This window comes from Comamonas sp. 7D-2 (genome assembly GCF_022749555.1).
Lineage (GTDB): Bacteria > Pseudomonadota > Gammaproteobacteria > Burkholderiales > Burkholderiaceae_C > Comamonas > Comamonas thiooxydans.
In genome coordinates this window covers 5,102,904-5,125,422 of record NZ_CP094238.1, presented here as the reverse complement: position 1 = coordinate 5,125,422, position 22,519 = coordinate 5,102,904, and the positions used below count along the sequence as shown (strand labels likewise).

General features: G+C 63.6%; 21 protein-coding genes. 12 read left to right on the top strand and 9 right to left on the bottom strand.

The annotated features are described in order from the left end of the window. Positions 1–192 precede the first annotated feature (192 nt). From urtA to urtE, 5 genes are all read left to right on the top strand, one after another. Positions 193–1,461, top strand: a complete 1,269-nt coding sequence (urtA, locus tag MPZ60_RS23570) for an urea ABC transporter substrate-binding protein (protein WP_034355175.1) — start codon at positions 193–195, stop codon at positions 1,459–1,461. A 105-nt stretch (positions 1,462–1,566) separates the two neighbouring features. Further along, entirely contained in the window at positions 1,567–3,180 is a 1,614-nt protein-coding gene (gene urtB, locus MPZ60_RS23565; RefSeq protein WP_052057604.1) for an urea ABC transporter permease subunit UrtB, read from the top strand. 165 nt (positions 3,181–3,345) lie between these two features. Further along, positions 3,346–4,554 (top strand): urea ABC transporter permease subunit UrtC, encoded by a 1,209-nt coding sequence (gene urtC / locus MPZ60_RS23560; protein WP_034355172.1) that lies wholly within the window; start codon positions 3,346–3,348, stop codon positions 4,552–4,554. Continuing rightward, the gene (urtD, locus tag MPZ60_RS23555; protein ID WP_034355169.1) at positions 4,551–5,426 is read left to right on the top strand and encodes an urea ABC transporter ATP-binding protein UrtD; all 876 of its coding nucleotides are present in this window, start codon (positions 4,551–4,553) and stop codon (positions 5,424–5,426) included. The genes urtC and urtD overlap by 4 nt, the downstream gene beginning before the upstream one ends. 211 nt (positions 5,427–5,637) lie before the next feature. Further along, complete coding sequence (gene urtE / locus MPZ60_RS23550) at positions 5,638–6,330, top strand: urea ABC transporter ATP-binding subunit UrtE (protein WP_034355166.1); 693 nt, start codon at positions 5,638–5,640, stop codon at positions 6,328–6,330. A gap of 77 nt (positions 6,331–6,407) precedes the next feature. On the opposite strand, the gene MPZ60_RS23545 is transcribed toward urtE, so the two are convergent. Together MPZ60_RS23545 and MPZ60_RS23540 are read right to left on the bottom strand one after the other, a co-directional pair. Further along, positions 6,408–7,397 (bottom strand): TauD/TfdA family dioxygenase, encoded by a 990-nt coding sequence (locus tag MPZ60_RS23545; protein ID WP_080745845.1) that lies wholly within the window; start codon positions 7,395–7,397, stop codon positions 6,408–6,410. Positions 7,398–7,424: 27 nt separating this feature from the next. Next, a complete protein-coding gene (locus MPZ60_RS23540) occupies positions 7,425–8,492 on the bottom strand; it encodes a tripartite tricarboxylate transporter substrate binding protein (protein WP_242607071.1) in 1,068 nt (355 codons plus the stop codon). 166 nt (positions 8,493–8,658) lie between these two features. Between MPZ60_RS23540 and MPZ60_RS23535 the strand changes: the two genes are divergently transcribed. Next, positions 8,659–9,489 carry an urease accessory protein UreD gene (locus MPZ60_RS23535; RefSeq protein ID WP_034355160.1) on the top strand — a complete coding sequence of 277 codons (831 nt, stop codon included), beginning with the start codon at positions 8,659–8,661 and terminating at the stop codon, positions 9,487–9,489. Between the two features lie 28 nt (positions 9,490–9,517). Here MPZ60_RS23535 and MPZ60_RS23530 read toward each other — a convergent pair whose 3' ends face one another. The 3 genes from MPZ60_RS23530 to MPZ60_RS23520 form a co-directional block, all read right to left on the bottom strand. Continuing rightward, complete coding sequence (locus tag MPZ60_RS23530) at positions 9,518–10,825, bottom strand: hypothetical protein (protein ID WP_034355157.1); 1,308 nt, start codon at positions 10,823–10,825, stop codon at positions 9,518–9,520. A 58-nt stretch (positions 10,826–10,883) separates the two neighbouring features. Then, positions 10,884–13,235: a cytochrome P450/oxidoreductase gene (locus tag MPZ60_RS23525; protein ID WP_034355155.1), complete on the bottom strand. Its 2,352-nt coding sequence runs from the start codon at positions 13,233–13,235 to the stop codon at positions 10,884–10,886. 103 nt (positions 13,236–13,338) lie between these two features. Then, the gene (locus tag MPZ60_RS23520) at positions 13,339–14,325 is read right to left on the bottom strand and encodes a tripartite tricarboxylate transporter substrate binding protein (RefSeq protein WP_034355153.1); all 987 of its coding nucleotides are present in this window, start codon (positions 14,323–14,325) and stop codon (positions 13,339–13,341) included. A gap of 230 nt (positions 14,326–14,555) precedes the next feature. Here MPZ60_RS23520 and MPZ60_RS23515 point away from each other — a divergent pair, with 230 nt between their 5' ends. Then, positions 14,556–15,398 carry an IclR family transcriptional regulator gene (locus MPZ60_RS23515; RefSeq protein WP_034355361.1) on the top strand — a complete coding sequence of 281 codons (843 nt, stop codon included), beginning with the start codon at positions 14,556–14,558 and terminating at the stop codon, positions 15,396–15,398. A gap of 3 nt (positions 15,399–15,401) precedes the next feature. On the opposite strand, the gene MPZ60_RS23510 is transcribed toward MPZ60_RS23515, so the two are convergent. Continuing rightward, positions 15,402–16,229 carry an IclR family transcriptional regulator gene (locus MPZ60_RS23510; protein ID WP_034355151.1) on the bottom strand — a complete coding sequence of 276 codons (828 nt, stop codon included), beginning with the start codon at positions 16,227–16,229 and terminating at the stop codon, positions 15,402–15,404. A gap of 147 nt (positions 16,230–16,376) precedes the next feature. On the opposite strand from MPZ60_RS23510, the gene MPZ60_RS23505 reads away from it, so the two are divergent. Continuing rightward, complete coding sequence (locus tag MPZ60_RS23505; protein ID WP_034355148.1) at positions 16,377–17,333, top strand: MBL fold metallo-hydrolase; 957 nt, start codon at positions 16,377–16,379, stop codon at positions 17,331–17,333. A gap of 102 nt (positions 17,334–17,435) precedes the next feature. Here MPZ60_RS23505 and MPZ60_RS23500 read toward each other — a convergent pair whose 3' ends face one another. Further along, on the bottom strand, positions 17,436–17,603 hold the full coding sequence (locus MPZ60_RS23500; protein WP_165571704.1) for a hypothetical protein: 168 nt from the start codon (positions 17,601–17,603) through the stop codon (positions 17,436–17,438). On the opposite strand from MPZ60_RS23500, the gene MPZ60_RS23495 reads away from it, so the two are divergent. From MPZ60_RS23495 to MPZ60_RS23480, 4 genes are all read left to right on the top strand, one after another. Further along, on the top strand, positions 17,587–19,263 hold the full coding sequence (locus MPZ60_RS23495; RefSeq protein WP_034355359.1) for an FAD-dependent oxidoreductase: 1,677 nt from the start codon (positions 17,587–17,589) through the stop codon (positions 19,261–19,263). The two genes, MPZ60_RS23500 and MPZ60_RS23495, sit on opposite strands and share 17 nt — an antisense overlap. Positions 19,264–19,452: 189 nt before the next feature. Next, complete coding sequence (locus tag MPZ60_RS23490) at positions 19,453–19,719, top strand: DUF2783 domain-containing protein (protein WP_003068276.1); 267 nt, start codon at positions 19,453–19,455, stop codon at positions 19,717–19,719. A 96-nt stretch (positions 19,720–19,815) separates the two neighbouring features. Next, on the top strand, positions 19,816–20,790 hold the full coding sequence (locus MPZ60_RS23485; protein WP_187771835.1) for a tripartite tricarboxylate transporter substrate binding protein: 975 nt from the start codon (positions 19,816–19,818) through the stop codon (positions 20,788–20,790). 107 nt (positions 20,791–20,897) lie between these two features. Continuing rightward, positions 20,898–21,536, top strand: coding sequence for a response regulator transcription factor (locus tag MPZ60_RS23480; protein ID WP_003068280.1), 639 nt, complete (start codon positions 20,898–20,900; stop codon positions 21,534–21,536). 126 nt (positions 21,537–21,662) lie between these two features. Here the strand turns inward: MPZ60_RS23480 and MPZ60_RS23475 are convergent, their stop codons facing one another. Together MPZ60_RS23475 and MPZ60_RS23470 are read right to left on the bottom strand one after the other, a co-directional pair. After that, a complete protein-coding gene (locus MPZ60_RS23475) occupies positions 21,663–22,097 on the bottom strand; it encodes a GFA family protein (RefSeq protein WP_242899883.1) in 435 nt (144 codons plus the stop codon). Positions 22,098–22,104: 7 nt separating this feature from the next. Beyond that, the gene (locus MPZ60_RS23470) at positions 22,105–22,518 is read right to left on the bottom strand and encodes a hypothetical protein (protein ID WP_242607070.1); all 414 of its coding nucleotides are present in this window, start codon (positions 22,516–22,518) and stop codon (positions 22,105–22,107) included. Between the last annotated feature and the right edge of the window lies 1 nt (position 22,519).

Below are 22,519 nucleotides of genomic sequence, written 5' to 3'. Positions count from 1 at the left end.
CGGCACTGCAATGGTGCCTGCATGTGGCCGATGCTGATCGCACAAAGTTGCATTCGGCCTGTGCTCGGCAAAAAAGCGGCAGCAGCGCCGCCGTATGCAGTGAGCAAGCCATGGCGGGTGGTGCTGGCACGGTAATTGCACTTAAGTTTTTGCGGTCAATGTGACCGAACAAAACCTCCTGGGAGTGCTGAAATGAATCGTCGCGGAACCCTCACAACACTGGCTGCATCCATGGCTCTGGGCCTGGGCTTGACTTCTCAGGTGCTGGCTGCAGACACCATCAAGGTGGGCGTGCTGCACAGTCTCTCGGGAACCATGGCCATCTCCGAGACCGTGCTCAAGGACACGGTGCTGATGGCCATCGACGACATCAATGCCAAGGGCGGCGTGCTCGGCAAAAAGCTCGAGCCCGTGGTGGTGGACCCCGCCTCCAACTGGCCGCTGTTTGCCGAAAAGGCCAAGCAGCTGATCACCCAGGACAAGGTGGCCGTGGTCTTCGGTTGCTGGACCAGCGTGTCGCGCAAGTCCGTGCTGCCGGTGTTCGAGCAGAACAACGGCCTGCTGTTCTACCCCGTGCAGTACGAGGGCGAGGAACTCTCCAAGAACGTCTTCTACACCGGCGCCGCACCCAACCAGCAGGCGATACCCGCTGTCGAGTACCTGATGAGCAAGGAAGGCGGCGGAGCCAAGCGCTTTGTGCTGCTGGGCACGGACTATGTGTATCCGCGCACCACCAACAAGATTCTGCGTGCCTTCCTCAAGTCCAAGGGTGTCAAGGATTCCGACATCATGGAAACCTACACTCCCTTCGGCCACAGCGACTACCAGACCATCGTGGCCGATGTGAAGAAGTTCTCCACGGGCGGCAAGACGGCGGTGATCTCCACCATCAACGGCGACTCCAACGTGCCCTTCTACAAGGAGCTGGGCAATGCCGGCCTCAAGGCCAAGGATGTGCCGGTCGTAGCCTTCAGCGTGGGTGAGGAAGAGCTGCGCGGTGTGGACACCAAGCCTCTGGTCGGTCACCTGGCGGCATGGAACTACTTCATGAGCGTGAAGAACCCGTCCAACACGGCCTTCATCAAACAGTGGGGCGATTACGCCAAGGCCAAGAACATCGCGGGCCACAAGGACAAGCCTCTGACCAATGACCCGATGGAAGCCACCTGGGTCGGCATCCATATGTGGAAGCAGGCCGTGGAGAAAGCCAAGAGCACGGATACCGACAAGGTGATCGCGGCCATGGCCGGCCAGACCTTTGCCGCACCCAGCGGCTTCACGCTGAAGATGGACGAGAAGAATCACCATCTGCACAAGCCCGTGATGGTCGGCGAGATCAAGGCCGACGGCCAGTTCAGCGTGGTCTGGAAGACCAAGGGCCCGGTCAAGGCCCAGCCCTGGAGCCCGTATATCGAAGGCAACGACAAGAAGAAGGACGAGCCCAACGGCAAGAGCTCCTGATTCGCTCCCTCGGACTGGAGAGGTCTGGTGGGCTCTCCAGTCCTGAAGAGATAGCTGCTTGCGCTTTATTGACAAGGGCCGCAGCGCTAGAAACCTGAAATTCCTATGAACATACTGCGCAAGTCATTGAGGCTGGCATTGGCCGCCGGGCTGGGCTCCTTGCTGAGCTTTACCAGTCACGCACTGACGACCGAGCAGGCCTATGCCATGGCTGCGGCAGACGACTCCGAGCAGCGCGTGCTGGCGATCAATCAGGCCGTGCTGGCGCCGGATGCACAGACCGACGGCGGTCGCCTGTCGGCCTATCTGGGCGCGCTCGCCAACGATGAAGTGCGCGTGTCCCAGGGCAAGGTCTATGTGATGAGCGGCGATGCGGTCAGCGATGCGGCGACCGGCGCAGCCGTCAAGCTCCCGCCCGATGCCGAGGAGGTCGTCAGCAACAATTACCTGCGCTCGGTCATCGACACGGCGCAGGCCGCGCTGGCGTTGGGCAGCAGCGATGTGCAGGCACGCCGCAAGGCTGCCGAGCAACTGGCCTCCGAGCCTGATGCTGGGCGGCTTCCCCTGATCGAAAAAGCGCTGGCCGCTGAACAGGACGGGCAGGTCCGAGCCCTGCTGGAGCGCAGCCTGGCTGCCAGCCTGCTGGGCAGCGACGATGTGCAGCAGCGTCTGAAGGCGGTGCAGCAGCTGTCGCATCAGCAGACCCCGGAGACGCAGTTGCTGTTGAACCAACGCCTGTCCGAAGAGTCCGACCCCGGCGTGCAAAAAGCCATCAAGACCGCGCTGGTCGGCATTGCCGAAGGCCTGGCCTGGGGGGACAGGCTGGGTGCTGTTTTCAGCGGCATCAGCCTGGGATCAGTGCTGTTGCTCGCGGCTCTGGGTCTGGCGATCACCTACGGCCTGATGGGCGTCATCAATATGGCGCACGGCGAGCTGATCATGATCGGTGCCTATGCCACCTATCTGGTGCAGGTCGCATTCCAGCGCTGGCTGCCCGAGGCCTGGTTTGGCTGGTATCTGGTGGTGGCGATTCCTGTGGCCTTTCTGGCCTCGGCGCTGGTCGGCGCGGTGCTGGAGCGCGGCGTGATCCGCTTTCTCTACGGCCGTCCGCTGGAGACCCTGCTGGCCACCTTCGGCATCAGCCTGGTGCTGCAGCAGACCGTGCGCAGCATTTTCGGAGCGCAGAACGTGGGCGTGGAAAACCCCGTCTGGATGAGCGGCGGGATTGCGCTGCTGCCCAATCTGACGCTGCCCTGGAATCGCATCGCCATCATCGTTTTTGCCTTTGCCGTGCTGGCGGGCGTGGCCTTCATGATCGCCAGAACGCGCCTGGGCCTGTTCGTGCGCGGCGTGACACAGAACCGCGCCATGGCTTCCTGTGTGGGCGTCAACACGGCACGCACCGACACCTATGCGTTTGCACTGGGCTCCGGTATCGCCGGTCTTGCCGGCTGCGCCTTGAGCCAGATCGGCAACGTGGGCCCGGATCTGGGGCAGAACTACATCGTGGACAGCTTCCTGGTGGTGGTGTTGGGCGGTGTGGGGCAACTGGCGGGCACCGTCTATGCGGCTCTGGGTCTGGGCGTGCTCAGCAAGCTGCTGGAAGGCTGGACCGGGGCCGTGCTGGCCAAGATCGCCGTGCTGCTGTTCATCGTGGTCTTCATTCAAAAGCGTCCGCAAGGCATCTTTGCCTTGAAGGGCCGCAGTGCGGAAACATGAAACACCCCCTGAGTCGCTTCGCGCCTTCCCCCGCTCTCGCATTGCTGCGCGCTGCGGGCAGGGGACGACACCCTCGCTGCGGGGCGGCCCTTGCTCGGTGTCTCGTACCTGGGCCGCGCCAGTTGCGCAGGCCATGTGCCTTGCTCGACATGAGGGAAAACTGACATGACAACCCAATCCATATCCATCGAACTGCCCAAGCCCGCGCCGCCGCTATCCGCCAAGGGCTGGACGGCATTTCTGCTGGCCCTGACCATGGTCTGCGCCGTGGCTCCCGCACTCAATCTGTGGGTGCCCGAGGACAGTGCACTGCACCTTTCCGACTACATGCTCGGCCTGCTGGGCAAGTTCATGTGCTATGCCATCTGCGCGCTGGCGATTGATCTGATCTGGGGCTATACCGGAATCCTGAGCCTGGGGCACGGCCTGTTCTTCGCACTGGGCGGCTATGTGATGGGCATGTACCTGATGCGTGAGGCCGCAGGCCCCGATGCATTGCCAGCCTTCATGGGGTTTCTGGACTGGAAGGAGCTGCCCTGGCACTGGGCGCTGTCGGGCAGCTTTGCCACCACCGTGCTGCTGGTGTTTCTGGTGCCGGGCCTGATCGGCGGGCTGTTCGGCTACTTTGCCTTTCGCTCGCGCATCAAGGGCGTGTATTTCTCCATCATCACCCAGGCCCTGACTTACGCCGCCATGCTGCTGTTCTTCCGCAACGAGACCGGCTTTGGCGGCAACAACGGATTCACGGGTTTCAGGACCCTGCTCGGCTATTCGGTCAACTCGCAAGCCATGCATGTGCTGCTGTTCGCGCTGTCGGGCCTGGCGCTGCTGGGCTGTTTTCTGTTCTCGCGCTGGCTGATACGAAGCAAGTACGGCCGTGTGCTGCAGGCCGTGCGCGATGCCGAATCGCGCACCATGTTCTGCGGTTACAACCCGCTGCCCTACAAGCTGTCGATCTGGGTCATCTCGGCCATGATGTGCGGCCTGGCGGGCGCGCTCTATGTGCCCCAGGTGGGCATCATCAATCCCAGCGAAATGAGCGTGGGCAATTCCATCGAAATGGCGGTGTGGACGGCCGTGGGCGGACGTGCCTCGCTGGTCGGCCCGATCATCGGCGCGTTCGCCGTCAATGGCGGCAAGAGCTGGCTCACCGTGGCTGCCCCCGAGTACTGGCTGTACGTGCTGGGTGCGCTGTTCATCGTCGTGACGCTGTTCATGCCGGGAGGACTGATTCGCCTGCCGCAGCAGCTTCGCCAGTGGCGTGAGAAGCGCAAGGCTCAGGTCAAGGCGCCGTTGAACCAGACTGCAGCCGCAGCTGCCAAAAACGCTGCCGAGCCGGCTTCTGCCGATGCCATCGAAGGAGTGCGCGCATGACCCCCGATCTGATGCAGGAAGGCGAGCAGCGCCTGGCCTCCTACCAGCAGCGCGAAGCCGCGCTGCGCACCGAATCCGGTGGTCGCAACGCTAGTCTGGCGCGCCCCGTGGTGGCCGGCGAAGTGGATGTGACCCACGGCCGAATTCTCTATCTCGAAGACGTGCATGTGAGCTTCGACGGCTTCAAGGCCATCAACGGTCTGAGTCTCGATATCGCGCCCGGCGAGCTGCGCTGCATCATCGGTCCCAATGGCGCAGGCAAGACCACGATGATGGACATCATCACCGGCAAGACCCGGCCAGACAGCGGCACGGTGTTCTTCGGCTCCACCATCGATCTGCTGCGCTACAAGGAGCCCGAGATCGCCGCCATGGGCATAGGCCGCAAATTCCAGAAGCCCACGGTGTTCGAGCAGCTCAGCGTGTTCGAGAACCTGGAGCTGGCGCTCAAGACCCACAAGGGCATTGCCTCCTCCATGCTGTTCAAGCTCAGCGGCGCGCAGAAGGACCGCATTGCCGAGGTGCTGCACACCATTCATCTGGCAGGCAGCGTAACGCGCCAGGCGGGCCTGCTCAGTCACGGTCAGAAGCAGTGGCTGGAGATCGGCATGCTGCTGGTGCAGGAGCCCAAGCTGCTGCTGCTCGACGAGCCCGTGGCGGGCATGACCGACGAGGAAACCGTGCGCACGGCCGAGCTGTTTCTGACGCTCAAGGGCAAGCATTCGCTGATGGTGGTGGAGCATGACATGAGCTTTATCGACACCATCAGCGAGAAGGTCACGGTGCTTTGCGATGGCTCGGTACTGGCCGAGGGAACGCTGGCCGAGGTGCAGGCTGACGAGCGCGTGATCGAGGTGTATCTTGGGAGGTAACCCCCTGAGACGCTTCGCCTGAGCGGCCCCGCGCCTTCCCCCTCTCTCTACGCGCTTCGCGCTAAGGGAGGGGGACGACAGCTTCGGTGCTCGGCGGCGCTTCCTCGCTGTCTCTTTGATTGGGCAGCGCCAGTTTCAAACGTCATGCGCTCCGCAGATAGTCAAATTAGATAGCTGCTTGCGCTTGCTGTGTAAGCGTTAGAGGTCAAAAATGCTTAAAGTTCAGAACCTGCATCAGTACTACGGCGGCTCGCACATCCTGCGGGACGTGAATTTCACGGCCGAGATCGGCAAGGTCACGGTGCTGCTGGGCCGCAACGGCGTGGGCAAGACCACCTTGCTCAAAAGCCTGATGGGGCTGGTTCCCATCAGAAGCGGCGGCATTGAATGGCAGGGCCGCGATATCGCGCGCAGGACGCCCTATGAGCGCGCGCGCAGCGGCATCGGCTATGTGCCCCAGGGACGCGAAATCTTCTCGCGGCTGTCGGTGGAGGACAATCTGCGCATGGGTCTGTCCTATTGTTCGGCAGGCACCCGGATTCCGGGTGAACTGTACGAGCTGTTCCCCGTGCTGGGGCAGATGCTGCACCGCCGTGGTGGCGATCTCTCGGGCGGGCAGCAGCAGCAGCTGGCCATTGCGCGCGCACTGGCGCCGCAGCCCAAGATCCTGATCCTGGATGAGCCCACCGAGGGCATACAGCCCAGCATCATCAAGGACATCGGCCGCGTGATCCGCATGCTGGCCAATCGCGGAGACATGGCCATTCTGCTGTGCGAGCAGTACTACGATTTTGCCGAGGAGCTGGCTGATCACTATGTGGTGATGGAGCGCGGCGAGGTGATTGCATCGGGCCCGGGCAGCGAGATGCACGAGAAGAATGTGCGCTCACTGGTGGCGATTTGAATATCGGGCGAAGAAAAAAAGGTGCCGCAAGCGGCACCTCAAAGCCTCAGGCCATGCCCGGAGGACAACTCATTTCGTCAATACGCTGCGCCGTGCGCGGCCAGCACCGGATTGCCCTGTATGGCAGTGCTGGCGCGGCCGTCCGCGCCCAGGGGGACTTCGCCCACCAGCGTGGTGCGGTAGAGCTGGCGATCGAACTCCAGTGCAAAGATATCCTGTGGTGCCACATGGGCCGTGGAGCGGTTGTCCCAGAAAGCCAGCGAGCCGGGTTCCCACTTGAAGCGCACGGTGAACTCGCTGCTCACGGCATGCTCCCAGAGCAGCTCCAGCAGCACGCGCGATTCGCGAGTATTGAGTTCCACGATGGACTTGAGAAAGCCGGGGCTGATGTAGAGCACCTTCTCGCCGGTCTCGGGATGAATGGTGACCAGCGGGTGTTCGCTGATCAGGGTGTTGTCGCGCACCAGATCCAGATATTCCTGCGATGCCGTGGCTCCCTGCGGTGCGCTGAAGCGGTGCTCGCCACGCAGGCCCTGCAAAAAGGCCTGCAGCGGTTTGGAGAGCGCTTCGTAGGCAGCCGCCAGATTGGTCCATTGCGTGTCGCCGCCATAGGGCGGAATCGTCACGCCGCGCAGAATCGATGCGGCAGGCGGGTTGTGGGCTGCCGTCACGTCGGCATGCCAGCCGGTCCAGGGGCGCTGTTCGGCCTGGCCGCTGTGGCGGTTGGCCTTGCGGTGCTTGGCAATCGAATACAGCTCGGGAAAGCCTTCGACATGACCGAAGACGGGGTGACCGGGCGTCAGCTCGCCAAACTGGCGCGAAAAAGCGATCTGCTGCTCATGGCTGAGGTGCTGGTCGCGAAAGAAGACCACCTTCCAGCGCAGCAATGCCGAGCGGATGGTGTGCACCTCGGCGGCACTCAAGGCCTGCTTCAGATTGACGCCGCTGATCAGCGCGCCGATATGCGCCGATTGCGGCGCGATGCGGATGTGCGGAGTGATGTGGTTGGCAGAGCTCAGACGCTGGTCCAGATGCTGCAGCGGAGCGTGGGGCAGGGGCATGTTCATGGGATTTTTCCTGATGAGAGCGGGGCTTCAACGGGCCTGGGCAATACGGGAGGCGCTGGCCGGCAGCAGGCCGAGTTCGTTCAGCAGAGCATGGCTGCGTTCGACCTGGGCATGCAGTGCGCGAGCCGTGTCCTGCGGGCCGAGGAAGATGGGCTCCCACTGGTTGAGCGCCACAAACTCCTTCCATTCCCGGGTTTCGGAAACCTTGCGCAGCGCATTCACCCAATACGCCTGTTGCGCGGTGCTGGCACCGGGGGCCGTCATCACGCCCTGAAACGAATCGCTGACATAGTCGATCCCCTGCTCCTTCCAGGTGGGCGACTGGGAGAACACGCCTTCAAGCCGCTTGTCGGCCGCAATCGCCAGCACGCGTACACGGCCCGACTGCAGATAAGGCAGCAGGTTCGGCGTGGTGGCCGAAACCACATCGAGATGCCCGCCTGCCAGCGCCACCATGGATTCGGCGGAGGACTTGTAGGGCACGATGCGCAGCTTCTGGATATTCACACCGCCTTGCTGCAAGGGCTGGGCCACGCCCAGATGGATGTGATTGCCCAGCGTGGTGGCAATGCCTATGGAGTATTTCTCGGGGTCCTTGCGCAGCTGGGCGATCAGATCCTGGGCATTGCGCAGCGGCGAATCCGCACGCACGACCACGGTGGTGAACTCGCGCAGCAAGGTCACCAGCGGCGTGCCTTTCTGCAGGTGCGCGGGCAGGGCGTTCTGTGCCAGGCTGTTGCCGTAGCTGGTGCTCAGCGTCATCAGCGTGTGGGCGTCGCCAGGGTGGCGGTGCAGGCTCTCCAGCGCGGCGATCGCATGTGCGCCGGACTTGTTGCTGACCACGAACTGCGGTGCATGGCCATCGCGTGCCAGCAGCTCGGTGAGCTTGCGGGCCGCCAGATCCAGCGCCGCGCCGGCTCCGCTGGGGACAATGAATTCCGTGGACTTGCTGGGCTTCCAGGCCTGTGCCGCTGCGCCGCCGGCTTGCGCGGCAGCAGGGCCAGTTGCCAGCGTGCAGCACAGCACCGCCATCGATGTAAGCCACGGGGCCAGAGTGCGATGCAGGCGTGAATGCGTTACGGTAGCGACCGACATGAAAGCTCCTGAAATCAATCGCCATATGCTTGACAAGCTGGCGTGCGAGAGACTGTAGAAGCGCTGCTGCGATACAACAACGAATGAATTTTCATGAGTTAGTAAGCAAAAGAGCTGAGCTATCCCGGCCTGAACGGCAGGCCTGCTTGAAGAGGCGAGAAAGACAATGACCTGGCATGCGCAACTGGCGCTGAACTATTTCCTGCAGGCTGGCAAGACCTCGGTGCAATTCACGCACAATGGTCCGCTGCGCATCCTCAAAAGTCTTTATCCCGAAGGTCCTGCCATCTGCCACAACGTGCTGGTGCATCCGCCTGGCGGGCTGGTGGGTGGGGATGCACTGGACATTGATGTCCATGTCGCAGAAGGTGCGCATGCGCTGGTCACCACGCCCGGTGCCACGCGCTTTTACAAAAGCAACGGGAAGCAGGCCATGCAGCGCACCCGGCTGCGTCTGGACCCCGGTGCGAGGCTGGAGTGGCTGCCGCTGGAGGCGATTGCCTACAACGCCTGCGATGCCGTCAACCAGCTGGAGTTCGACCTCGCCGAAGACGCGCAACTGCTGACCTGGGATGTGACGGCACTGGGCCTGCCGCTGGCCGCCCAGCCCTATGCCTGCGGCAGGTTCGAACAGCACATCGAATGGCCGGGCCGTTTTCTGGAGCGCGGTGTGATCGATGCACAGGACGAGCTGCTGCTCAACGGCGATCTGGGGCTGGCCGGGCATCGCTGCCTGGGCAGTCTGATCTTTGCAAGCGGCTCAGCCATGGCGCGCCATCAGCGCGAAGCCTTGCTGGAAGGCACGCAGGAGCTGCTTGCCAAGGCCGCTCCGGCGGTGTTGAGCGGTGTCACCGCTCCCAATGAAAACATGCTGGTTCTGCGCTGTGTATCACCTGTGGTGGAGCCTGTGATGATGTTGTGGAAAACTGTGTGGAGTTTCTGGAGAAAAGAACTCTGGGGCCTGCAGGGTGGCACGCCGAGAATCTGGTCCATGTGATCGCTGTTGCACGGGCCCAGACCCCGTTTCAACGCACCAGCTGTTTTCTGCATCGGGCCAGCTCGGCCCGGGTCCAGTTCAGGCGTTCGCGCAGTTGGGGGCAGGCGGCACCGGCGTTTTGCGGCTCGCGTTCCGTGCAGTGCTCCTCGACCATGGATATCAGGGTGCGCGTGTGGCGGTTCTGCTCCAGGGTGCAGGCGAGCGTACCTGCTTCGGCTCGTGTTCCGCCTTGCGAGCGTGTGCCGGGCGGCACGGCCGTCCAGCCCCGGTTGTGCCAGGGCGAGAAGGAGGCTGAAGGCGTGATCTCTATGTCATTCACGCGTCCTTCCAGGCCGGGAAATGTGGACAGCATGGCGGCTGCCACCAGGGCCGGGTCGCTCATGCGTCCCAGGGCGGTATCGCAGTCCATGACATCGGGATTCAGGCCCGGCGGCAGCAGCCTCAGCACGCCATAGATGCGGGTGGCATCGGTTTCTAGTTCCTTGACGCTGCGTCCATTGCTGCCCGGCACCAGGCCCATGCCGACCAGTTGGTACTGCGTGTCGCGCAGGGCGGTATCGGGGCCGGTGTGGATCTCGACCTCGCCTGAGGCCCGGCCCGCGAACATGAGCAGCCTGAAGGCATCCGTGGAGAACAGCGCCCGCACCTCCAGATGGCAACGGGTAGGCGGGGCCGGACGCAGCACACTTGACCAGTCCTTGGCAGCGTCGCGGTGGACCAGCATGGCCGTGCGCGGCAGCATCTCCACGGTTATCCGTGCCTTGTCCAGGTTTACGGTGGCCGCCACGCTGGCGTCGATGGAGTCGGCCGTGGAAAATTGCGCCAGTGCCTTGAAGCCGGGCTGCATCACGGACAGTCTGTCGTTGCCGACCACGCCGCCTGTGGCGATCTCCAGGCGCCCGTCCGCAAAGCGGTAGTAGCTGGGCACTTCGTCGGTCTCGGTATAGCTGCCGTGACGGGTGGAGACGCGGTAGCGGATCTCGCGTCCGCCCATTTCCATGAAGGGGTGCAGCGTCTCCAGCAGGGCCTGGCGTGTGGCGGCATCGTCCTGGCGCAGTGTGATCTCTACGCGTGTCGAGCCATAGCCCAGCAGCTTGTCGAACGCATGGCGCATGACGGCCTGATTCGGAAAAGTGATGACTGCCCCCACCATGCCCGCCAGGGCCGCGACGCCGCCCAGCACCAGCGGCCAGGTCGAACGCTCGTCAGCGCGAGTGCCAGTCATGGCGCTCCAGATGGCTTGCGCGCCATGGCTCAGCCAGGTGGTGGCCATGAAGGCGATGAGCGCTGCAGTCGGCGCCCACACAAGAATCAGCAGTATTTGCAACAGGCCCATATGGGCAGTGATTCTAGGCAGAAGCCATGCATGGCCTGGTGGGAGCAGTCCGCCGTGGTTACAGCGCCAGAACGATTCTGGACTCCTGCGTCCTGGCGCGCGAGCAGCAGCTCATCATCTTGGTACAGGCCGCGCGCTCGGCACGGGTCAGCACCATGTCGCGATGATCGATATCGCCTTCCAGCACCGGCACCTCGCAGGAGCCGCACAGGCCTTCGCGGCAGTCGCTCTCGATATCGATATTGGCGCTGCGCAGTGCATCGAGCAGGGTCTCGTCATTGCGCACCTGCAGCGTGATGCCGGATTCGCGCAACTCGACTTCAAAGCCGTGCTCCTTGTCCGGGTCCAGCGCTCCCAGGGTGCTGGAGAAATGCTCCACGCGCAGACTGTCCTCGGGCCAGTGGCGACTGGCCTCGGCCAGCCCGTCGAGCATGCGCTGCGGACCGCAGGCATAGATCTGTGCGCCGGGCCTGACCTCGGCCAGCAGTGCCGCGTAATCGGCGCGCCGGCCTTCCGCGCCCACATAGATCTGCAGACGCTCGCCATGCATTGCCTGCAAGGCATCCAGGAGCGCCATGCGCTCGCGCTGGCTGCAGCTGTAGTGGATTTCATAGGGGATGCCCAAGGCCTGGGCACGAGCCGCCATGGCCGCAACCGGAGTGATACCTATGCCGCCTGCGACGAGAATCAGCTGCCGCGCGCCTTCGTCGAGCCTGAAGTGGTTGCGCGGGCCGCGCATCTGCACCTTCATGCCGGCCTGCAGTGCCCCATGTATCCAGGCCGAACCGCCACGGCTGTGCTCCTCGCGCAGCACGGCGATCTCGTAGGTGTCCGCTTGCTGCGGATCACCGCATAGCGAGTACTGGCGCGAGATGCCGGTGTCGCCGCAGTGCAGGTCGATATGCGAGCCCGGGGTCCAGCGTGGCAGCTCGCGTCCGTCGGGCGCCTTGAGGCGCACGCGCAGCACGTCCTGCGCAATCAGCTCGGTATTGTCCACCAGCATGCTGCGGCTGACGCCGCCCTGCGAGGATTCGCCGATGCGCACCGGCTGTTGTTCGGCCAGCACGGCGGGGTTGGCGCGCTCGGGGTTGCGGCTCACATCCCATTGAACCCACAGATGTTCGGGGCCGCGGAACGAGGTGTTGGGCACATAGGTGAAGCGTTGCTCGGCCAGCTGCATATGAGGCAGGCGGCGCGTGAACTCTTCAAGGAAGATCTGCATTTCCATGCGCGCCAGATTCTTGCCCATGCACTGGTGGGAGCCGTAGCCGAAGGTCAGGTGATCGCTGGCATTGTCGCGGTGGATGTCGAACAGGTCGGCATCGACAAAATGCTGCTCGTCGTGGTTGGCCGAAGAGGTGACGATGAGCAGCTTGCTGCCGGCCGGAATGGCCTGGCCGCCGATCACCACATCCTTGGTGGCCAGGCGCCGCCAGGCGGCTACCGAGCCGTTGTGGCGCAGGCATTCCTCCACGGCATTGGGGATCAGCGAGGGATCGGCGCAGATCTCCTGCCAGACCTTGGGGTGCTGCAGCAGCAGCTTGACCGCATTGGCCGTGGCGTTGGCCGTGGTCTCGTGGGCGGCGACGAGGCCGGCCATCATCATGGAGTGCAGATAGGAGTCGGTGACGACATCGGGAAGTTCCTTCTGCTTGCGAATGCCGTATTGCATCCAGCCTTCGGCATCGGGGTCGGCGCGCATCTTGTCGAGAATCCGGCCCGCGTGCTGCCAGAAATTGCCCACGGCATGGGCCACGGCCACCTGCTCCTCGGCCCGGGGGCGTCCCCAGGTGTTGACGGTGTGGGCAATGCTGTACTGGCGCAGTGTGTCCATATCGTCTGCGGGCACGCCCAGGAAATGCATGGCCACCGTCAGCGGCACTTCCCACAACATCTGGTCGACGAGATCGGCGCGGCCGTCGTCGATGAAACGGTCCACATATTCGCGGGCCAGCCGGCGCACCATGGGCTCGTGGTGCTTGAGCTCTTCGGGCGTGAAGGGCTGCATCAGCGCGCGGCGGCGCGGCATGTGGGCGGGCTCGTCCTCGTTGACCAGGGTGCGGTTCAGCGCAAAGCCATAGCTGGCGAGCACGGCATTGGCTTCATCGCCCGTGGGCGTGATCTTCTCCAGCGCGATCGAGGGGCTGAAGGTCAGGTTGTCGCGGAAGATGGCCTTTATGTCGTCGAAGCGCGTGACCACCCAGTAGCCCAGCTGCGGGCTGTAGAACACCGGCTCCTGTTCGCGTGCCCAGCGCACATACTCGGGCGGGTCCTGCTGGTAGCCGTCGGCAAAGGGATCGAAGCCGGCGGCCCCGTGGCTGATGGGGCAGCCCGTAGGGCCGCTCTGGCCGGTGGGCTTGCCGAACTGGCTGTGATCGATGGGGCAACGGCTGGGGGTGGAAACGGTCATGGCTCGCTCGCAAACGCAAAGAGGCAGGAGATGGCTTGCGCCATCGGACGAGAGTGCAGAGGCGGCCTGCCGCCAGCCTCTGCGGCATGGATCAGCGGGGCAATCAGTCCAGCGTGATGTTCAGATCCTTGATCAGCTTCTGCCAGCGTGTGCTTTCGCTGTGGATCAGCGCCTGGAACTGCTCGGGCGTGTTGCCCACGGGCTCCACGCCAAAGTCGATGAGCTTTTGCTTGACGGCAGGCTCGTTGATGGCGGCGACCACCTGCTTGTTCAGCGCCGTGACGACATTGGCCGGTGTCTTGGCCGGAGCCACCATGCCGACCAGGGCCGCAGCCTGCACGCCAGGCAGGCCCAGCTCGCCGAAGGTGGGCACATCGGGCAATTGGGGCAGGCGCGTGGCATTGGCCACGGCCAGCGGACGTACCTTGCCACCCTTGATGAAGCCGGCGCCGGCGGCCAGGTCCACCATCATCACGGGAATCTGACCGCCCGCCACATCGGCCAGCGCCGGAGCCGCACCGCGATAGGGCGCATGGGCGAGCTTGAGGCCGGCCTCGGACTTCAGCAGTTCCATGGCCAGGTGATGGGGGCTGCCCGCGCCGGCGGAGCCGTAGTTCACGCCCTCGGCACTGGCCTTGGCGGCGACAATGAACTCCTTGGCGGTCTTGGCCTTCTCGGCGGGGCCGGCCACCAGAATCATGGGAAAGCGGCCCATGAGCGTGACGGGAGTGAGGTCCTTGCCGGGGTTGTAGCTCAGGCTCTTGTAGAGCACGGGGTTGAAGATCAGCGTGCCGTTGTCGGCCGACAGCACGGTATAGCCGTCGGCCGGTGCGCGCGCGGTCTCCGATGCGCCTATGGCTGTGTTGCCGCCCGGGCGGTTGTCCACGACGATGGGCTGATGGGCGTGGGCGCCCCAGGCCTGGCCTATGGTGCGGGCCAGGAAGTCCGAGCCACCGCCGGCGGCATAGGGCACGATCCAGCGCACGCTCTTGCTCGGGTACTTGTCCTGGGCCACGGCGGTGCCAGGGGCTGCGGCCAGCCAGAGCATGCTGGTGGCCAGAACCGAGGCGGTGAATAGGCGTTTTTTCATTGAGGGTGTCTCCTGGGCTGTGGTGTTGTTTGCCTGCGGGTTAACCAAGCTTCACTCCGCCTGCGGTTCCGCTTTAATACGGAAATTGTTTTGCGTAATTTTTATACGCATAGCGTAAATATGCTTCAAGGGATTACCCGAGAGCCAGCACGAGACATGCGTGAAAATGTCTTCAACGGCTTACGAGACAGGCGCAACCAGCTATGAAAATCGAGAAGAAGACTTTGGCGATGGCGAAGCGGCAAGCAGCCAGCCCCGCAGCAAGAGTGGCGTCGCAGAATGCCCGGCAAGAGCCGGATCAACGTCGCCAGCGTGTGCAGGCAGCGGAGACCTGTCTGGCCGTGCTCAAGGCACTGGCCGGGCTGGGCGGGCGTGCCAGTCTCACGGCCATCGGCGCTGCCGTCGATGAAAGTCCGGCCAAGGTGCATCGCTATCTGGCCAGCCTCATGGCCGAGGGCCTGGTGGAGCAGGATCGTGGCGGCACCCAGTACGCGCTGGGACGCGAGGCCATCCATATCGGCCTGGCTGCGATGCGCCAGAACGATCCTGTGCGCATGTCCGAGCCTGCTTTGCAGCATCTGCGCGAGTCCTTGCAGGTCACGAGTTTTGTCGCGGTCATGGGCAATATGGGCCCCACCATCGTGCGCTTTGAAGAGCCCAGCCTGCCCATTACCGTCAATGTGCGTGTGGGTTCGGTCATGTCCATGCTGTGGTCGGCCACGGGGCGGGCATTCTTTGCCTTCATGGAGCCGCAGCCCGAGGTCGAGGCGCTGCTGGCGCGCGAGCTGGAGGCAGCCAGCCCCGAGCATCGCCGTCTGCTGCATGCGAGCAAGCCTCTGGAGCAGCTGCGCAGCGAGATTCGCGCAGCCGGCTGTGCGGCGATCCGGGACCTGAATCTGCCTGGCATCAGCGCCGTTGCGGCGCCCTTGCTCGACTACAACGGTCATGTGGTGGCCGTGCTCTGCGCGCTCGGGGCCAGCGGCGGCTTCGACCCCGATCCGCAGGGCCGCATTGCCCAGGCTGTATGCGAAGAGGCGCGCAGTATCAGCGCTTCGCTGGGCTACCGGGCCTAGGTCTCAGGCCCCGGTCAGCACAGCCGGGGCTCCGAGGCGCAGGGATAGCTGACGGGCCTGGGCCTGCAGTTTCTGGGCCGGCAGACCAGCGGGGTCCAGCGTCAGCGTGACCGAAGGGCCGATGGCGGCAATCGCCAGCACCAGTTGGCCGAAGCCGTCGAACACCGGCACCGCCAGCGCGCTTACGCCCGACAGCAACTGGTTCTCGACCACGCTCAGGTGGTTGCGGCGAATGGTGTCCAGCTCCTTGGCAAACGCCGGTTCGTCCAGGCTGTGGCCTTCGGCCTGCAGCAGCGGTGCGATACGGGCCGGGTCGCCAAAGGCCGCAAAAATCTTGCCCGTGGCGGTATGGCGCAAGGAGGCCGGCGTGCCGTGGCGCATGGCCACATAGACATGGGTCGGGCCTTCCTCGACGCGGATGATGGTCGGCCCCTGGCCGCTCCACATGGAAACCGACACGGTGTAGCCCACCTCTTGCGCCAGGGCGGGCAGCTCGGCAATCGCCATGCGCACGGGATCTGCCTGCTGCAGGCTGATGAGTCCCATCTGAATGGCCAGCGGCCCCAGGCCGTAATGGCCGCTGACGCGATCCTGCTCCATCAGGCCCAGCTTGCAAAAACTCACCAGATAGGGGTGGGCCTTGGCTGCCGTCATCTCAGCCTCGCGTGCCAGATCCTTGAGCGCCATGCGCCGGCCCGTGCGCGCCAGCACCTTGAGCAACTGGCCGCCGACTTCCACGCTCTGTATGCCGCGCGGTGCGCGCGCGGGTTCGTCGGCACTGGATTCAAGCATCAAACGGGCGTCGGTCGAAGAAGAGTTGGCATGAGGCATGACGGCATTGTGACGGTGGAAAAGCGGCTGGAAAGTCTCAAGGGTTTTTCACTATGACAAATTGATTGTGCAATGTTGAATTTATATCTAGCATTCAGAAATTCGATAAAGCTGAATGCATTTGTTTAAAACAAAGAGATTGCAACGATGAGCACCAAGACCTTTGCCTCCGCCGCCGACCTTGAAGTCAAGAAGGTGAGCTTCGACAAGCTCTCCGAACATGCTTATGCCTACACGGCCGAGGGCGACCCCAACACCGGCATCATCATTGGCGACGACGCCGTGATGGTCATCGACACCCAGGCCACGCCCGTCATGGCCGAGGACGTGATCCGCCGTATCCGCGAGGTCACGGACAAGCCCATCAAATACGTCACGCTGTCGCATTACCATGCGGTGCGCGTGCTGGGTGCCTCGGCCTATGGCGCCGAGCACATCATTGCCAGCCAGGACACCTACGACCTCATCGTCGAGCGCGGCGAGCAGGACAAGGCCAGCGAGATCGGCCGCTTTCCGCGCCTGTTCCAGAACGTCGAGAGCGTGCCCGAGGGCATGACCTGGCCGACCATGACCTTCACCGGCAAGATGACGCTGTGGCTGGGCAAGCTCGAGGTTCAGATCCTGCAGCTGGGCCGCGGCCACACCAAGGGCGATACCGTGGTCTGGCTGCCACAGGAGAAGGTGCTGTTCAGCGGTGATCTGGTCGAGTTCGATGCCACGCCCTATGCCGGCGACGCCTATTTCCAGGACTGGCCGCAGACGCTGGACGCCATCGCCGCCCTCAAGCCCGAAAAGCTGGTGCCCGGCCGCGGTGCGGCGCTGCAGAACTCCGCCGAAGTGCAGGCCGGCCTGGCGGGCACGCGCAATTTCATCAGCGACCTGTGGGCCGAGGTCAAGGCCGGCGCCGATGCGCGCCAGGACCTGCGCAAGGTCTACGAGGCAGCCTTTGCCAAGCTGCAGCCCAAATACGGCCATTGGGTGATCTTCAACCACTGCATGCCGTTTGACGTGACACGTGCCTATGACGAAGCATCGGGCCACGCCGACCCGCGCATCTGGACTGCCGAGCGCGACCGCGAGATGTGGCTGGCGCTGGAAGGCTGATCGCCTCCCGGGCCGCCCGGCCGGCAGTCTCTTGCGCAGGCGCGGCGGTCTACGGCAAAGCTATCTAAAACAGGAGCTGCTTGCGCTTTGATTTCAATGAATTCAAATGGAAACAGCGTTGAACTCATTGATTGAAAAGCGGTAGCAGCTATCAAAAAACAGAGCTTGAATCCGGCCGCAAAGAGCCGGAGGGGCGGCTTTTGCCCCAAGAAACAGATCCACGCTTTTCAAGGTTTGCGCACCGATGAACGCCATGTCCACCACCGCCATTTCTCTTGACGCCCTGCGCGGCAGCGCCGCCGACATCCAGTCCATCCAGATTCCTTATCGGCGTCATGCGGACCAGGATGCCGATGCGCCGGCTCGCCACCCCGTGGTGGTGGTCGGAGCCGGGCCCGTGGGCCTGTCTCTGGCCATCGATCTGGCGCAGCGCGGCCAGCCGGTGGTGGTGCTCGACAACGACTGCAAGCTGTCCACGGGCTCGCGCGCCATCTGCTTTTCCAAGCGCACGCTGGAGATCTGGGACCGCCTGGGCGTGGGCCAGCCCATGGTGGACAAGGGCGTGTCCTGGAATCTGGGCAAGGTGTTTGCCAGGGATCAGTCGCTCTACCAGTTCGATCTGCTGCCCGAGGCCGGCCACGAGCGCCCGGCCTTCATCAATCTGCAGCAGTACTACGCCGAAGCCTATCTGGTCGAGCGCGCACTGCAGCTGCCGCTGATCGACCTGCGCTGGCACAACAAGGTCACGGCGCTGGCGCCGCGCGAGGATGGGGCGGAACTGACAGTGGAAACGCCCGAGGGCGATTACCGGATCGATGCCCAGTGGGTGCTGGCCTGCGACGGCTCGCGCTCGCCTTTGCGCGGTCTGCTGGGCCAGGAAAGCCATGGCCGCATCTTCCGCGACCGCTTTCTGATTGCCGATGTGAAGATGCATGCGGATTTCCCGACCGAGCGCTGGTTCTGGTTCGATCCGCCGTTCCATCCGGGCCAGAGCGTGCTGCTGCACCGCCAGCCTGACGATGTCTGGCGCATCGACTTCCAGCTGGGCTGGGAGGCCGATCCCGAGGAGGAGAAAAAGCCCGAGAACATCCTGCCGCGCATCCGCGCATTGCTGGGCAAGGACGCGCACTTCGAGCTCGAATGGGCCAGCGTCTACACCTTTGCCTGCCTGCGCATGGACCGCTTCGTCCACGGCCGCGTGGTTTTCGCGGGCGACAGCGCGCATGGCGTCTCGCCCTTCGGCGCACGCGGTGCCAACAGCGGCGTGCAGGATGCCGAAAACCTGGCCTGGAAGCTCGACCGCGTGCTGCGCGGCCAGGCCGATGCTGCGCTGATCGCGACCTACGGCGCCGAGCGCGAATACGCGGCCGACGAGAACATCCGCAACTCCACGCGCGCCACCGACTTCATCACGCCCAAGAGCGAGATCAGCCGCCTGTTTCGCGATGCGGCGCTGGAGCTGGCGCGCGAGCATGAGTTTGCGCGTCGCATCGTCAACAGCGGGCGTCTGTCGGTGCCGGCCACGCTGCATCACTCGCCGCTCAACACGCCGGACAGCGAGGTCTTCGCAGGCTTGCAACTGCCCGGCGCCGTGCTCAGCGATGCGCCCATGCGCCGTCCCGGCAACAGCCAGACCACCTGGCTGCTGCGCGCCCTGGGCCCGGACTTCACGCTGCTGCATTTCGGCCCCACGCCGGCCTGGGCGCGCGAGCTGACCGGTGTGCTCAATCTCTCCATTGCCGCCGAGGGCGATGCCGGGGCCGCGCAAGCCGATCTGCTGGATGCCCAGGGTCTGGCCGCGCAGCGCCTGGATGCGCGCCCCGGCACCAGTTACCTGCTGCGCCCCGATCAGCATGTCTGCGCGCGCTGGCGCCGTCCCGACGAGGCTGCCGTGCGTGCCGCGCTGCAGCGCGCCGGCGGCGTGACATGAAATACCCCCTGTGGCGCTGCGCGCCTTCCCCCGTGTGCACGGCGTCCTCTCTTGCTACGCGGGAGGGGGCATGCGGGCAACCGACGACAGCCTCGTTGCGGGGCGGCGTGGCCGGCCCAAGTCCTTGCTCGCTGTCCCTGGTGGAGTGCAACACCCTCTGAGGATTCCCCTCTTTTTTAGGAGACTGCCATGCTGCTGTCCACTCACCCGAATCTGCAGGCCTGCGACGATTTCTATGAAGCCCTGATCGCCACGCATCAGGGCCTGGAAACCGCGCAAAGCCACGCCCTCAATGCCCGCCTGGTGCTGCTGCTGGCCAATCACATCGGCCATCAAGAGACCTTGCTGCATGCGCTCGAACTGGCCCGCGCCAGCGCAGGATTCGCTCCTGCCGGTGCGGACCCGGCCGAGCGCGGTGCCGTGACACCGGTTGCCCCGGTACACGCTGCCGCTTGAGATGCAGCAAGCCGCCGGCCTGGCGGCAGCTGCGCCATCCCCTAAAGGCCCCGTCACCAAAATCTATTCAAGGGGCCATGAATCAAGGAGACAAGGATGATGCAACGCAAAAAATTTCTGGCCGCACTGGCCTGCTCGACGCTGGCATGGGCTGCAGGGCCGGCCGCCATGGCGCAGGAAAAGCCCCTGGAATGGGTCATAGGCTACGCCGCAGGCGGGGGCTCCGACGTGGTGGCCCGCGTGATTGCCGAAGCCATGGGCCGCAATCTGGAGCGCCCCATCGTCATCAACAACAAGCCCGGTGCGGGAACCAATATCGCGGCCGAGTACAGCGCGCGCTCGCATGACTACGGCAACCTGATGTTCACGGCCGACTTCGCCACGCTGGCTGCCAATCCGTTTCTGTTCCGCAAGCTCAACTACAACGCCGAAAAGGACTTCAAGCCCGTGGGCATGCTGGTGCGCTTCCCCATGTTGCTGGTGGTCAACAACGATGTGCCGGTCAGCAATCTGACCGAGTTTGTCGCCTGGGCCAAGCAGCAGAAGACCGGCGTGAGCTGGGGCTCGGCCGGCCTGGGCAGCCCTCATCATCTGGTTGGCGAGCTGTTCCGCGAAGAAGCAGGTCTGGGCAATATGACCCATGTTCCTTATCGCGGTGCTGCGCCCGCAGTGCAGGATGTGATCGGCGGCCAGATACCTGCCATGTGGGCCGATAGCGCCACCATTATTCCCTTCCTCGGCGAGAAAAAGCTCAAGGCCATAGGCGTGGCCAGCCCGGCCCGCATCGATGTGCTGCCCAAGGTCGCCACCTTGCAGGAGCAGGGCCTCAAGGGCTTCGAAGGCTATGCCTGGCAGGGCATCGTCGTGCCCAAGGGCAGCTCGGCCGAGGTGGTCAAGAAGTTCAGCCAGTCGCTGCAGTTTGCGTTGGCCGACACGCGCACCAAGGCCCGTCTGGCAGCCATGGGGGTCGAGCCCATGCCCGGCAGCTCCGAGCAGATGGAGAGATTCGTCAGCAACGAACGCAGCAAATGGGGGCGTGTGATCACGGCCAACAACATCAAGCTCGATTGAGAACCGGACTCAGTGGGCTGCAGCCTGGGTGACGGACAGGCCCGGGCGCTGCGGGATATGCGTTTTTGCAGATGCAGCGCCGTGCCAGCCGTGGCAGACTGCGGGCCATGTCCGAGCCCACTCTTCTCGTTGCCGACGATCACCCGCTGTTTCGCGCAGCGTTGATCCAGGTGCTGCACGACCGCTTTCCGCAATTCCGCATTGTGGAGGCGGCCAGCGCCCAGACCTTGGGCGCAGCGATGCAGGAGAATCCTGAAATCGAGCTGGTGCTGCTGGACCTGGCCATGCCCGGCGCGCGCGGCTTCTCGTCCCTGCTGCATCTGCGCGGCGAATATGCGCAGGTTCCGGTGATCATCATCTCGTCCAATGACGACCCTCGCATCATCCGTCGCGCCCAGCAGTTCGGGGCGGCAGGCTTTATCTCCAAGTCTGCGGCGGCAGACGATATGAGTGCCGCCATTGACGATGTGCTGAGCGGGGATATCAGCTTTCCCTCCATGGTGGCCGAGCGCTCGGAGGCCGATGCGGCCCTGGCCGCTCGCCTGGCCCAGCTCACGCCTCAGCAGTTTCGTGTGCTGCTGTGCATTGCCGACGGATTGCTCAACAAGCAGATCGCGCACGAACTGGGCCTGGCCGAGAACACCGTCAAGGTCCATGTGACGGCGATTCTCAAGAAGCTCGAATGCTATTCACGCACCCAGGCGGCAGTGCTGGTCAAGAGCCTGGAAAACGATCACGAGGTTTGATTGCCCTGGTGCCTCAAGAGCTCTCTGTTTCGATAGCTTGCTGCGCTTTGTTGGTCATGGATTGAGGCCTTTCTGACCTCATTTCTGCGCAGCTTGCCGCTGCAAGTCGTCATCGCAGTTCGATGGCTACAAGTGCGCGAAAAACTCCGGCGTCGCGTCCCAGCGATCGTGCATGCCATCGACATACGTGACGGGAATTCGCGACAGCTCCTCCTCCGAAAGATCTTCCAGGCAGCCGATATTGATGCCGTACATCTGGCCTATCGGCGTGTCGTGGCCCACGCCAAAGACGCGGATGCCGCAACGTTTACAGAAGAAATGCTGGTTCTTTTGCGAGCCAAACACATAGAAGGTGAGTTCCTTCTCGCCCGTAATAAGGCGGAAATTTTCGGGGCTGGCGATGGCGGGCCAGAACCGGCTGCGCCTGCAGATGGAGCAGTTGCAGCGATAGCTGGGCTGGCTCAGGTTCAGGCCGACTTCAACCTGAACCCGGCTGCAATGGCAGCTGGCACGATAGGATTTCAGCATCTGGCGACCCCCTGTGTTGAGACGGGCTGCCATCGGGGTGTCAGCCTTGATCGAAGCTTAGATAGTTCAGATGCTCCTGGCTACGCCAGACCGCACACCATGCATTGATATCGCTGCCGTGGGAGAAAAAGATCTCCCAGCGATGATCGACCTGGTCCTGAAAAACCTGTCTCGCCGCATTGATGAAGCGATGACAATGGGCTTGGAGCGGGCCTTGGGCATCTTGCGCATCGATCAGCCAGAGGAAATCCTCTTGCCAGTCGGCGTCGCACGGTACTTCATGCACGGATTTCAGACGCAGCCTGCTGACCACATCGGGCCAATGAGCGAGATCGATCCGGCAGCGCACAGCCAGGCGGTCGTCAATGCCACTGCCTCCGGCATAAAAGCCCAGCGCATAGTGCAAGTCTTCCTCTGCGGGTGCAAAGCCGATCAGATTGGCAATGAGTGACATG